The sequence below is a fragment of the Pseudomonas sp. GW821-FHT09E12 genome (genome assembly GCF_059416085.1).
This window is the reverse complement of the sequence record NZ_JBWKOM010000001.1, coordinates 708,640-722,367: the sequence shown is the minus strand read 5'-3', so window position 1 is coordinate 722,367 and position 13,728 is coordinate 708,640. Positions and strand designations below refer to the sequence as shown.

At 66.8% G+C, this 13,728-nt stretch carries 4 protein-coding genes; all 4 read left to right on the top strand.

The window, feature by feature from the left end; genetic code table 11:
• Positions 1–6: 6 nt before the first annotated feature.
• The 4 genes from AC07PQ_RS03275 (at position 7) to AC07PQ_RS03260 (ending at position 13,727) form a co-directional block, all read left to right on the top strand.
• Positions 7–2,118: a type I secretion system permease/ATPase gene (locus AC07PQ_RS03275; RefSeq protein WP_493184856.1), complete on the top strand. Its 2,112-nt coding sequence runs from the start codon at positions 7–9 to the stop codon at positions 2,116–2,118.
• Entirely contained in the window at positions 2,118–3,500 is a 1,383-nt protein-coding gene (locus AC07PQ_RS03270) for an HlyD family type I secretion periplasmic adaptor subunit (RefSeq protein WP_493184448.1), read from the top strand. Before AC07PQ_RS03275 ends, AC07PQ_RS03270 begins: the two co-directional genes overlap by 1 nt.
• A 2-nt stretch (positions 3,501–3,502) precedes the next feature.
• Positions 3,503–5,644, top strand: coding sequence for a type I secretion system permease/ATPase (locus AC07PQ_RS03265; protein ID WP_493184449.1), 2,142 nt, complete (start codon positions 3,503–3,505; stop codon positions 5,642–5,644).
• Between the two features lie 121 nt (positions 5,645–5,765).
• Positions 5,766–13,727, top strand: coding sequence for a TcdA/TcdB pore-forming domain-containing protein (locus tag AC07PQ_RS03260; protein WP_493184450.1), 7,962 nt, complete (start codon positions 5,766–5,768; stop codon positions 13,725–13,727).
• The last annotated feature ends 1 nt before the right edge of the window (position 13,728 follow it).

The following is a 13,728-nucleotide window of genomic DNA, read 5'->3' as shown; positions in this document are numbered from 1 at the left end:
CCGGCCATGGCGGAGCTTTCCGCCACGGCGGCCGTCCACTCGGCCCTGGCCTGTTGCCAACTGCTGCTGCAACTGACCCAGGAGCGCGCGCCACAGGCCGCCGACCCGGGAACCGAACGCGACCTGCGCCGGGCGCTCAAGGACTACGCCCGGGGCGCCGGTGCCGACCTGCGCCTGGAGCGTCTGGCGCTGGCCCGGCTGACCCCGAAGATGCTGCCCCTGGTCTGGCGCGACCGCAGCGGCGCGTTCATCCTGCTGGCCCGGCTGTCCGACGCGCAGGCGCTGATCCAGCGACCTGCGGCCCATACCCCGGATGTGCTCGACCGCGTGCAGTTGGCCGAAGAGTGGAGCGGCGAGGTGATTCGCCTGCGCCAGGGCGGCCTGCGCTTCGATCTGTCCTGGTTCGTTCCGGAGCTGCTGCGCCACCGGCGGATACTCGGCGAAGTGCTGCTGTGCTCGCTGCTGCTGCAAGTGCTGGCCCTGGCGACCCCGTTGTTCTTCCAGGCGGTGATGGACAAGGTCATGGTGCACCGGGCGCTGTCGACCCTCGACGTGCTGGTGATGACCCTGGTGGTGGTCGGCCTGTTCGAGGTACTGCTCAAGGGCCTGCGCGAATACCTTTCGGCGCACACCGCCAATCGCATCGATATCGGCCTGGGGGTCAAGCTGTTCCGCCATCTGCTCGGCCTGCCGTTGCTGTACTTCAAGCAGCGCCAGGTAGGCGCGATCATCACCCGGGTCCAGGAGCTGGACAGCATCCGCGAGTTCCTCACCGGCTCCTTGCTGACCCTGTGCGTGGATGTGGCCTTCACCCTGGTGTTTTTCGCGGTCATGGCCTGGATCTCCTGGCCGCTGACGCTGCTGGTGCTGCTGACCCTGCCGCTGTATGTGCTGCTGGCCTGGGCCAGCAGCGGCCCGCTGGAGAAGCGCATCGAGCGGCAGTTCTACAGCACCGCGCGCAACACGGCCTTTCTCAATGAGACCGTGAGCAGCAGCGAAACCATCAAGAGCCTGGCGGTGGAGCCGCGCATGCAGCGGCGCTGGGAGGCGCAGACGGCGGAGATGGTCGAGGCCGGTTTTGCCAGCCAGACCCTCGGCAGCGCGATCAGCCAGATGGTCACGCTGTTGCAGAAAGTCACGGCGGTGGCGGTGATCTGCTGGGGCGCGAGCAAGGTCATCGACCTGCAGATGACTATTGGCCAACTGATCGCCTTCAATATGATGCTGTCCCACGTCAGCCAGCCCCTGGCCAAGCTGATCGAGGTCTGGCAACAGTTCGTCCGGGTGCGGGTGTCGGTGGACAAGCTGGGCGACATGCTCAACCTGCCGGTGGAGCAGGCCGAGGGCGACCAACGCCCGGCGCAGGCCCTGCGCGGCGAGGTGCGCATCGAGCAAGTGATGTTCCGCTACCGCCCGGAACTGGAGCTGGTGCTGCGCGGCCTGGACCTGCACATCGCCGCCGGCCAGACTCTGGGCATCGTCGGGCCGTCCGGGTCGGGCAAGAGCACGCTGACCCGCCTGCTGCAAAAACTCTATACCCCCGATGCCGGGCGCATCCTCATTGACGGCATGCCGCTGCAGCAGCTGCAACCGGCCTGGTTGCGCAGCCAGATCGGCGTGGTGCTGCAGGAAAACTACCTGTTCAACCGCAGCGTGCGGCACAACATCGCCCTGCGTCATCCCACGGCGTCCCTGGAAAGCGTGATCGCCGCGGCGCGCCTGGCCGGCGCCCACGATTTCATCCTGCGCCTGCCGCTGGGCTACGACACGGTGCTGGCCGAAGCCGGCAGTTCCCTGTCCGGAGGCCAGCGGCAACGCATCGCCATTGCCCGCGCGCTGATGGGCGATCCGCGGATCCTGATTTTCGACGAAGCCACCAGCGCCCTGGACGACGAATCCCAGGCGCTGATCCAGGACAACATGGCGCGCATCGCCGAGGGCCGCACGGTGATCATCATCGCCCACCGGCTGTCCGCGGTCCGCCATTGCCAGCGCATCATCGCCCTGGAGCAGGGGCGTATCAGCGAGTCGGGCAGTCACCATGAACTGCTGGCCAACGGTGGTTGTTATGCGCGCTTGTGGGCGCTGCAACAGGCGCTGCGCAAGGAGGCCCAATAATGCGCGGCGCATTGACCCATTTGCGACGCGCCTGGCAGCAGATGCGCGAGGTGCCGGCGCTGCGGGGGCGTAGCCGCGACGAATACGAGTTCCAGCCCGGTTACCTGGAGATCGTCGAGCGCCCGCCCGCGCCCTGGGCCCGCGGCACGGCACTGCTGTTGATCCTGTCGATCCTGCTGGCCCTGGGCTGGGCGATCCTCGGGTTCCTCGACATCCATGCCAGCGCCGCCGGGCGCCTGATGGTCTCCAGCTACACCAAGGTGATCCAGGCCCATGAGGCCGGCGAAGTGCGGGCCATCCATGTGCGGGACGGGCAGCGGGTCAAGGCCGGCGACGTGCTGGTGGCGCTGAACCCGATCGGCATCGACGCCGAATTGAGCGAGTTGCGCGCGCAACTGGCGTTCAAGCGCCTGGAGCTGGCCCGGGCCCGCGCACTGCTGACCCCGGACCCGCTGGGCAGCTACCAGGCGCCGGACGGCCTGGACGCGGAGCAACTCGCGGCGGCGCGGGAACAGTTGGCGAGCGCCTGGAAGGAGATCCGCGCCAACCTCGACAGCCTCAATGCCGAGATCGCCATCAACCAGGCCAGCCAGCGGGCCCGCAACAGCGAGATCGCCGCCCTGGGCAAGCTGGCCAGCAACGTCCGCCGGCGCCTCGATGCACGGCGGGCGATGGCGGCCGAACAGTTGATGCCCCGGGTCGAATTGCTCGAACAGGAAAAGGAGCAACTGGAGGTCGAGCGTTCCCTGGCCCAGCAACATGCCGAGTTGCAGGTACTCAAGGCCCAGGCGCAGAACCGCCGGGAGCAGCGCGACAGCTTCCTGGCCAGGACCCAGCGCGAACAGCACGACCTGCTCAACCGCAGCCACCAGGATGTCGCCGTGCTCGAACAGCAACTGATCCGCGGTCGCGACCGGCAGCGCCTGCAAACCCTGCTGGCGCCGGTGGACGGGGTGGTCCAGCAACTGGCGGTGCATACCCTGGGCGGCGCGGTGCAGCCGGCGCAGCAACTGCTGGTGATCGTGCCCGAGGGCGCCGAGCTGGATGCCGAGGTCATGGTGCTGAACAAGGACGTCGGTTTCGTCAGGGCCGGGCAGCCGGTGGAGATCAAGGTCGACGCCTTTCCCTACACCCGCTACGGCACCTTGCGCGGCACGGTCGAGCATGTCTCCGGCGACGCCATCAAGGACGAACAGCTGGGCCTGGTATTTCCGACCCGGATCCGCCTGGAGCGCGCCGCGATCGCCGCGGGGCAGGAGTGGATGCCCTTGCAGGCCGGGATGAGCGTGACCGGCGAGATCCGCACGGGCGAGCGGCGGGTGATCAATTATCTGCTGAGCCCGATTCGCGAGTATCAGTCCGAAGCGTTGCGGGAGCGTTGAGCATGACCACAGCCTTCAATCCCGCGGCCGAACAGTCGCCGACTATCCTCGATACCGGCCTGCATGCACTGGCCTGGGCCGCCCGACGGTTTGACCTGAGCATCAGCGTGGCGCAACTGAACCACCGCCTGGGGCGGGTCGAGGGCCTGGCCGACAGCCTCGACTTGCGCCGCTGCGCCGGCTGGATCGGCCTGCGGGCGCGGGCGCTGCAAAGTCAGGTGCAGCGTTTGCAGCACCTGCCGTTGCCGGCCCTGCTGGAAACCTCCCAGGGCTGGGCGGTGCTGGACGCGGTGGACGGCGACCAGGTGCGGCTGTTCTGGCCGTTGCAGGGGCAGTGCCAGAGCTTGTCACGTGAGGAACTGGCAGCGCTCTGGCAGGGCCAGGTGCTGCTGCTGGCCGAGCGGCATGTAGAACCCAGGGCGCGCGGTTTCGGCATCGGCTGGTTCCTGCCGTCGATCCTCAAGCATGCACGGCAGTTTCGCAGCGTGCTGCTGGTGTCGCTGATGCTGCAACTGGTGGCGCTGGTCACGCCGCTGCTGTTCGAGAACATTATCGACCGGGTCCTGGTCAGTCGCGGCCTGTCCAGCCTGCAGGTGCTGGGCATCGCCATGCTGGCCCTGGCGCTGTTCGAGCCCTTGTTCGGCCTGCTGCGTTCCTGGCTGTTCAGCAACGTGGCGAGCAGGATCAACGCCGAGTTGTCCGCGCGCCTGTACCAGCACCTGATCCAGCTGCCGCTGGGCTATTTCCAGGGGCGGCAGACCGGCGAGATCATCGCCCGGGTCGGCGAGATGCAGCAGATCCGCCAGTTCCTCACCGGCTCGGCCCTGACCCTGGTGCTGGACCTGGCCTTCTGCGGGCTGTTCATCGCCGTGATGTATGCCTACGCGCCGCTGCTGACCTGGGTGGTGGTCGGCTCCCTGGCCTTGTACTTCCTGTTCTGGCTGTGCGTGGGGCCCTTGCTGCGCAGCCGGGCCTTGCGCGAATACGAGTTGAACGCGGCCAACACGGCCTTTCTCACCGAGGCCGTGACCGGCATCGAGACCATCAAGACCGGGGCCATCGAAGGCGGCTTCCAGCAGCAGTGGCAACGCCAGCTGGCGGCCTATGTGCGCGCGGCGTTCCACACCCGCATCGTTGGCATCTGGGCCGGGCAGGGCATCGGCGTGATCCAGAAACTCACCGCGGCGCTGTTGCTGTGGTGGGGGGTGATGCTGGTGCTGGACGGCCAGTTGAGCCCCGGCCAACTGGTGGCCTTCAACATGCTGGCCGGCCATGTGGTGGAGCCGATCCTGCGCCTGGCCCAGGTCTGGCAGGACTTCCAGCACACCCTGATTTCCCTGCGGCGCCTGGGCGACATTCTCGACACCGAATGCGAAAGCGGCAGCGGCGGCCTGGCCTCGGTGCCGGCGTTGCAGGGCGGGGTGAGTTTCCAGGGTGTGCGCTTTCGCTATGAGGAGGACGGCCAGGAGGTCCTGCGCAGCCTCGATCTGGAGATCCAGCCGGGGGAATTCGTCGGCATCACCGGGCCTTCCGGCTCCGGCAAATCGACCCTGACCCGCCTGTTGCAGCGCCTCTATGTGCCCCAGCACGGCCGGGTGCTGGTGGACGGCATCGACCTGGCCATCGCCGACCCGGTGGCCCTGCGCCGCAACATGAGCGTGGTGCTGCAGGAAAGCGTGCTGTTCGCCGGCAGCGTGGCCGAGAACATCCGCCTGTGCCGGCCCCAGGCCAGCGATGCCGAAGTGCAGCATGCGGCCAGCCTGGCGGGAGCGGCGGCCTTTATCGAAGCCCTGGCCCAGGGCTACGAGACCCAGGTCGGCGAGCGCGGCGGCCAGCTTTCCGGCGGCCAGCGCCAGCGCATCGCCCTGGCCCGGGCGCTGCTGAGCAACCCCGGGATCCTGCTCCTGGACGAGGCCACCAGCGCCCTGGACTACGAGTCGGAAGCGGCGGTGATGGCCAACCTGCAAGGCATCGCCCAGGGCCGCACGGTGATTAGCGTGGCCCACCGGCTCAATACCCTGCGCCACGCCGACCGGATCCTGGTCATCGATCAGGGCCGGGTGCTCGAACAGGGCACCCACGAACAACTGCTCGCCCTGGACGGGCTGTACGCCCGGCAGTGGGCCTTGCAGATGAAGGATTGAACCCACTGACGGCAGGAGTACCCACGAACCAGGCATGCCTCCCCACCCCGGATATTCATAGCGACAGGCAGCCTTTCGCGACACGAAGGGCTTCGCTCAAAACAGACAAAGGATCACTGCAATGGCTTCCATGTCCAAGGACTTCACGCGCCTGCTCAATACCCTGATCGATCAACAGGTCAAGGCGGCAGGCAGGCAAACCGAATGGTTCAACATGAGCGCCGACGAGCGCGCCACGTACATCGCCCAGGTCGGCGAGCGCCTGCTGGAAATGCAGCAGAGCACCCTGAGCGTGCTGGCCGCCCAGCACTATCAGATGCAGGACAACCCGGTCTCGGTCGGCGACCAGTTGCAGACCCTGCAACAACGCCGCAAACAGATGAACGCCATTCCCGACACCCCGGCCACCAGCGCCTACAAGCTGCAACTGGACCGCGACATCCAGTTGTACAGCCGCCAGCAGACGGCGATCACCCACTATGACAGCACCTGGAACAAGGCCCTGGGCATGCTCAGCCCCGGTGGCGCCAAGCAGTTGGACATCAAGGGCCTGAAGGCCGATGCGCTGGCCAAGCAGGACAAGCTCAACGGGCGGATCAAGCGCCTGGAGCAGCAGTTGACCATCCAGGTGGCCGACTCCACCTTCAGCCAGGCCTACGTGACACTGTTCTCCGAGCTGCAGGCCTACAAGGACGTCAGCGCCCGCTACAACACCTTGCTCAAGGCCACGCCCGAGCAGCAGGCCGCGAGCCTCGGCGCGCTGGAAAAGGCGCCCCGGGCCTCCGACGATCTGCCGGTGAACATTTCCCTGCTGATGATGGAAGAGCGCCCCGGCTATATCCGCATGAACGTGGCGCTGGTCAATGCCAGCACCGATGGGCGTTTCAAGGACTTCTTCCTGGAGAACGGCAGGCTGGTGGTGCCCACCGACGGGGTGCTGAACTTCTCCTTCGGCACCGCGGCCCGCTCCCTGGCCTGGCAGCAACAGTACCGGCTGAAGAACGAGCCGCCGTCCTTCCGCTCGCCGACCTACGCGCCGATTCGCTCGGTGCTGGTCAAGACGTCCTTTGTCGAGCAGTACTTTGCCAATCACCTGGTGTCGGAAAGCTCCTTGCGCGAAGGCTTCAAGGCCCAGGTGCTGGGCAACGGCCACAAGCTGCTGTTGACCAGCGTCGATCGCAAGGTGCCGAACCAGGTCGGCATCCAGGTTTCCGGCCAGTCGCCCAGCACCACCGTCACCCGCGAAGTGCCCCTGGCGGGCGCCTTGAGCGAGCTGATCAACCAGAACGCCGACATCGCCAGCTTCCAGACCATTGGCCTGGAAGGTTTTCGCCAGAACAGTTACCACCCCGACCGTGACGGCGTCTTCGTCAATATCCACGAGCTCGAACGCTCGGTGGGCCTTGCCGAGCGCCAGTACCTGCTGGAAATGCCTCAGGGCGGCGAGTACCGCGCTGCGACGCCTTTTGCGCTGATGACCGTCGACGGCGACAAGGTCAGCAGCAGCCACCTGAGCAAGGCGCAGACCGACGCCCTGTATCAATACAACGCGGCGTTTTTCGACAAGCTGGAGCAGCTGCGCGATGGTGGCATCAAGGCCAGCCGCCTGTTCGAAGGCAGCCGCGAACGCGCGGCCTTCACGCAGCAACTGACCCGCTTGCTCGAACGCAACCACATCACCCCGGCCGGGGTGCTGATGCCGGAACACAGCCGCGCCAGCCTGCGCGATATCAAGGGCAACAACCTGAACAAGGTGCTCTGGGAGCAGGCCTTCGCCGCGTCGGTCTGGCAGACCCGCGACAACGACGCGCTGCTGGGGCAGGCGGCCAAGGACCTGCAACTCAAGACCGGGCTGGCGTCCCTGGGCGCCGGGTTCGAACCGCGCCAGGGCAGCGCCGACATTCGTCAGTTCGCCGCCGACCCTGTGCAGTTTGCCAAGACCCATACCCTGAGTGCCGAGGCCCTGGTCAAGTCGGGACGCCTGCCGGCCCAGGGCAACGTGCAGTTGGTCAAGGTCGCGCCGAACCTGTACGAGCTCGAATACACCGAGCACAGCGCCAATGACATTGCCGGCAGCGGCGTCGACAGCGTGCCGGCGTATTTTCTCGGCTACAACGGGCCGAACCAGGCCAATGCCGCGCCAGCCTATGTGGACATTCCCAAGCACGCGGCCGCGGGCAGCTTCCTCTTCACCGGCACCTTGTCGGGCTGCTCGCTGGTGGTGACCAGCCTGGACGCCAATACCTTCCGGGTCTACCACGACGGCCGGGTCAACAGCTCGCTGCTGTACGACAACGTGGTGATGGCGGTCGACTACAAGGACTATCAGGTCGCCGGCACCGCCGAGGGCCTGGCCGCGGCCTACATGCAGTACGTCGACGGCCAGTGGCAGCTGGTGTTCCAGCGCCAGGAGTACCAGCGCGAAGGCCAGATGGTCTGGCCGAAGCTGCGCGACGGCGCGCAACCCCTGCAGATCCAGAACGCCGACCCTCAGGTGGTGGAACGCAACCGGGCCGAGTTCGCCGCCTACCGCGAGCAGGTGCACCAGAACCTGAAGAAAGTCGCGACCCAGTTCGGGGTGTCGGTCGACGGGGTGGCCGACGGTGTCTACCGCGATGGCGCCTTTTCTCCCGAGCATCCGGCGATCGCTGCCTGGAACCAGCTGCGCGAAGCGGTCCAGGCCAAGGTCAACGCCGACATCCAACAGCTGGCCGACAAGCGCTACCAACTCCAGCAAGACCGGCGCGGGGCCAGCGACAAGGGCCTGATCGACCAGCAGATCAAGCAGCTCAACCTCACCCAGGACTACTACCGGGCGCAGTACGACCCGGTGTTGCGCGAAGCCGGCTCGGTGGAAAAGACCTGGCTCTGGCAGCAGATCAAGGCCAAGGACGGTAGCGCCGCGGTGGTGCGCACCGACGATACGGCGATCCAGGGCGCAGGCGAGGAGCGCGCCAGCAGCGTCGGCGAGCGTTATGCGATTGCCGAGGCCTATCAGCGCGGCGCGCGGGGCACGGCGTTCAGCGACGGCTTGCGGGATTTTCGCGAGATCAAGATTCCCGGGGTGGACGACCGGATGTCGGCCCTGAAGATGAAGCAGCTGTTTCTCGACGGCACCCTCACGCCCCGCGAGCGTGGCGCCCTGAGCGGGCGCATCACGGAAACCGCCCAGGCCGAGTACATCGACAAGGTGCTGCGCCAGACCGCGATGTTCAGTGAAGACTTCCACAAGGCCGGCAGTGTCTTCGACCGGCTGGCGCCGCAGGACTTCTACCTGTCGCTGGTGGGCGACCGCTCCGGCGGCCGTTGCTACCCCCTGGTCCGGGCGATGGCCGTGGCCCTGGCCAGCGGTGGCGAGGCGGGCGTCAACAGCCTGGTACAGAAGCTGTTCCTGGCCTCCGCCGACCCTCAGGCGGGCAGCTCGACGCTGCTCAAGAACAGCCTGATCCGCCTGCATTCCAATGTCGAAGCGGTCCAGGCGTCGAAGGAGCTGGGACAGTTCAAGCTGGCCGAGGTGGTGTCGCGGCTGGCCGCCGGCAGCGGCACCTCGATGTTCGCCCTCAATACCCAGAACCACTCGATGATGGTGGGCAGCACGCAGACCGCCGAAGGCCGTCGCTACTACTTCTATGACCCGAACGTGGGGATCTTCGCCTTCGACTCCACCAAGGGCTTGGCCAAGGCCATGCAGCAGCACCTGGTGACGCGCAACCTGGCCGCGCACTATGGCTCGCTCGGCACAAAGTCGCTGCCGACCTTCAACCTGATCGAGATCGACACCGGCAAGATGGCCGAGGTGCCGGTGGGCAACGGGCTGAATGTCGCCGACCTGTCGCGGCCCGAGGAGCTGGCCGGGGTCATCGGCCAGCGCCGCCAGGTCGAGCAGGCAGTAGACGCCCGGCAGCGCGTCAGCGAAGACCTGCGCCTGGGAGCGGCCTTGACCACCTTCGACGCCGAGCAGTGGGGCGCGCGCTTCGAAGTCGCCAGCACCCGGCTGGCCCGGGAACATCAGTTGGGCAGCCAATGGATACCGATCATTGCCAACATCGAGGCACAGCAGGAGGGCGGCTATCGGGTCCAGTTCATCAACCGTGACCAGCCCGAGCAGACCCGCTGGCTGGCCACCGACGATGGCACCTTTGTCGAGTTCCGGCGTTTCGTCGATGAGCACATGCGGGTGTTCAACCAGCACTTCACCCTGGAGCACGGGCAGATACGGCCCCGTGCCGGCGTTAGCGAAGCATCGCCGGTGGATGGCTTGAACGCCGGCTTCGCGGTGCAGACGCTGATCCAGTGGTTCGCCGACAAGAACCGCAAGGACACAGCCCAGGGCACGGTTTCGCCGGACCTGGCCACTGCGCTGAAGATCCACAGCTACCTGGGCCTGGCGCAGATCGGCCATGGCACTTTGCAGGACGTGGTCAAGGTCACCGAACTGGTGCAGACCGCGTTGCGCGGCGAAGCCATGGCTGCCGAAACCTCGCTCAAGGACTTTGCCTCGACCCTGGGCCATACCGTCAACGAAGGCGCGGGCGTGCTGTTTGGCGGGGTCATGGTCGGCCTGGATGCCTATGAACTGGCCCATGCCGAGAACGACGTGCAGAAGGCGGTGTTCGGCACCCAGCTGGCCTTCGATTCGGCCAGCTTCGTTACCGGCGCGGCCGGAGTCGGCGCCGGGCTGCTCGGCGCCTCGACGGCGACCGCGGTGCTCGGCGGCGCGGGGGTGATCCTCGGCGGCCTGGCAGTGGGCTTCACCGCGCTGGCCCAGGCCTTTGGCGCGGTGGCCGAAGACGCCAAGGCGGTCGGGCGCTATTTCGATACGGTCGACAAGGCCTATAAAGGCAACGGCTACCGTTACGACGCGGAGAAGAAGGTGCTGGTGCCGCTGGCCGGCGCGGTGGTCAAGCGCCTGGACCTGCGCAACAACCAGATCGGTTTCGACAGCCAGTACATTTACCGCACCCACCACGGCTCCACCGGTTCCGGGGCGATCAACTACTTCTTCTGGGCCGGGGATTTCCCGCGGATGATCCACGACCGTGGCCAAGCAATCGAGGTGCGCAGCGGCATCGGCTACAAGGACGCCACGCGCACGCTGGAGCATGGTGACAGCACGGCGGTGATCCTGCCGGGCACGCCCAAGTCCTACATCAGCTACGAGTACATGATCCTGCCGGGGTCCACCACCCGGCATGACACCGGTTTCGACGTGATCCGCCGGCTCGAGGAGGACCGGCGTTTCGACTACGACTTCTACATCTTCCCGAGCGAGGAGACGATCCGGCGGATTCGCCAGGAGTACGTCGAGACCCCGATCGAGGTGCTGCTCGACTCGCGCGACCGGCAACTGGTGATACCCGAGCTGCCCAAGGAGCTGTACGGCTATCTGAACTACCAGATCAAGGGCGCGGGCGGGCGTTATCTGGTCGGCCTCAATGAAGGCACCCGGGTCGATCTCGCCAGCGAGTCCGGCACGCCGTCGCGCTGGATCATCGACAGCAGCCAGCTGGCGAGCGAGAGCATCAGCGTGTCCAAGGACCAACTGGTGGTCGGCGGCGTGGTGGTCAAGCTCGACCCGGCGCATAACGGCCAGGTGCTGGTGGTCAATGCCAAGGGCGAGGTGCGCGAAGTCGATTTCGCCGGCATGAGCGCCCGAGTGGTGGAGGAAGACGCGAGCAAATGGCAGCTGCCTGGCCAGCGTATCGAACAGCACCTGAGCGAGCTGGCCAAGGCCCATCAGCTGCACGGCCAGTATGTGGTCGTCGATAACTACAGCCATGAAGGGCGCAATGTCGGCCGGGCGTTCTACGACGTCGCCAAGGACCGCATGCTGTTCACCGACACCCAGGTGGAACAGGCCAGGAACGCCCAGTTGGGGGCGGTCATCGGCGAGCATGCCTACTTCGTCGACGCCGAGAACGCCGCGGCGTGGCGGGTCGAGATTGCCACCGGCAAGGTCGACGCGCAGTTCGCCCCGTCGTTCAACCAGAGCGCGGGCCGGATCAGCCGGTTCTGGCAAGAGGGCGATGCGGTCTACCTGGCCCGTCGTTATCAGCTCAAGGAGCGTGAGGCCGAGCTGAACTTCCGCATCATCGGTGACCGGATGGAGCTGGTCGGGGTGGTCGGCGATGACGCATTGCTGCAACTGTCGGCCCGCACCGACCAGCATGGCGATGCGCTCAAGGCCCTGCTCCAGGGCTACCAGAGCCAGGCCACGCCGCGGGCCACCCCAGTGTACAGCCTGGGCGCGCCGATGATGGAGCCGAGCGCCGCGGCGCTGGTGACGGTGTTTGGCCTGGATAACGCGAAAGTCGCGCACCGCTACTGGGTGCGCACCAGCGATGGCACGGTGATCAAGCCGAACCTGGCGCCCCCGGCGGGCCAGCAGCCGCCGCTGGATGCCCAGGGCAAGCCCCAGAGCGCCTGGCCGATTCCGGCGGACCTGGTGTTCGCCGGCAGCATGCCGCAGCCGGCTGGCCAGGAGGTGTTTTTCTTCTACAGCCAGAAGCAGAAGGTGCTGTTCCGCCAGGAAGGGCCGGGGCAGAAGGTCCTTGACGGTAGCCAGCCGAGCGCCTTGCGCCTGGCCACGCCGGCCCTGGCCAATGTGCTCGAACTCAACGGCCATCTGGTGGCCGTGACCGAGGACGGGCTGGTCGCGCGGATCGAGGCGACAGGGCGCCTGAGCTATGAAGCGGTCAACGAGCACTGGCTCAAGGGTCGCAGCACCTGGTGGCAGGACCTGGCCAGTGTCAACGGCAGCAACGCCACCCTGGCGGTATTCGGGGCCAAGGCCGCCGACGGCAAGAGTGCGCTGCCGGTGTGGTACCACAACGGCCAGGTGATCGTGGCGGCGTCCTCGCTGCAAGGCAAGCCGCTGCAATTTCTCGGCTTCGACAGCGCCAGCTCCAGCGCGCGGCTGTTCGAGCCCGAGAGCGGCAAGCTTTACCTCCAGGCACCGCTGACGTCCGAGGCGTTGGCCGCTGCGTTCGGCGGCGACGAGGTGCTTGAGGCCTCGGCGCAATTGCCCGCCGCCACGCTGCCGATGCCCGAGGTGCAACTGCGTTCGGCGGTCCAGGTGGATGCCGGGCTGCGGTTGACGACGGTGCAGGGCGAGATCCTGCTGCGCGCCAATAACGGCGATGTGCAGCTGGTGGCGCTCGACAAGGGCTGGCAGCAGCAACACCTGGGCAATCTGTCCCAGGCGCTGGCGCAAGTGGCTGGCCAGTGGCGAGCCAAAGGCGTGCTGACCTTGCAAGGCGCCGAGAGCCAGGGCTGGTTCGATGTCGCCAGCGGGCGGATGTTCGCCAGCACGGGCATTCCCGCCGCGAGCGACCTGCGTTTTGTCGGGGTGGCCGCCGAATCGCAGCGCTCGGCCTACGTCTACAGCCCGACGGATCAGGCGCTGTACAAGGTCAAGGAAGGGGCTGCGCAGAAGCTCGGTCGCTACGCCAATGTCGAGCGTATCGGCTCGTCGCTGCTGCTGCAGGGCGGTGGCGGTCGTCAGGACGATCTGGCGCCGCCGCTGATCGCCGGGGTCGACAGCGTGGTGCTGCATGGCGGCGGTGCCAACGACACCTATCGCTTCAGCCCGGCGATGTGGGCGCATTACCGCACGGTGGTGATCGACAACGATGACCCGGGCCAGGCCCTGGACCGCCTGATCCTGCCGGTGGCCGATGGCAAGAACATCCTCGTCAGCCGTCGGGGCGAGGATGTGCTGCTGACCGACGCCGGCACTGGCACGGCCCTGGTGCTGCGCCAGGTGTTGGGCAGTGAGGCCGCGGCGCACCGGCATCTGCAGATCGAGCTGCAAGGCGACTCATCGGTGATCAGTGTCGATCATCTGGTGAAGGGCTTTGCCCAGGCGGGATCGGCCAAGGACGGGTTGTTCGAGCTGTCCTCGCGCGAGCGCCAGGCCGTGCCGATGGCGAATGACATCGCCTCGGTGACGGAGGCCGAAGGGCCCAGCCTGGCCAAACTGAGCGGGGCCATGGCGGCCTTCGCCGACACCGGCGGGGCGCGTGAGCACCTGCCGCAAAACCGTCAGGCCGCCCAGGCGGTGCTGGTGCCTTCACTGACCTGAC

Bases quoted from the DNA above. Each gene is read 5' to 3' on its own strand.
- AC07PQ_RS03265 (WP_493184449.1), top strand. From the start codon at position 3,503: ATGACCACAGCCTTCAATCCCGCGGCCGAACAGTCGCCGACTATCCTC.
- AC07PQ_RS03275 (WP_493184856.1), top strand. From the start codon at position 7: ATGGCGGAGCTTTCCGCCACGGCGGCCGTCCACTCGGCCCTGGCCTGT.
- AC07PQ_RS03270 (WP_493184448.1), top strand. From the start codon at position 2,118: ATGCGCGGCGCATTGACCCATTTGCGACGCGCCTGGCAGCAGATGCGC.
- AC07PQ_RS03260 (WP_493184450.1), top strand. From the start codon at position 5,766: ATGGCTTCCATGTCCAAGGACTTCACGCGCCTGCTCAATACCCTGATC.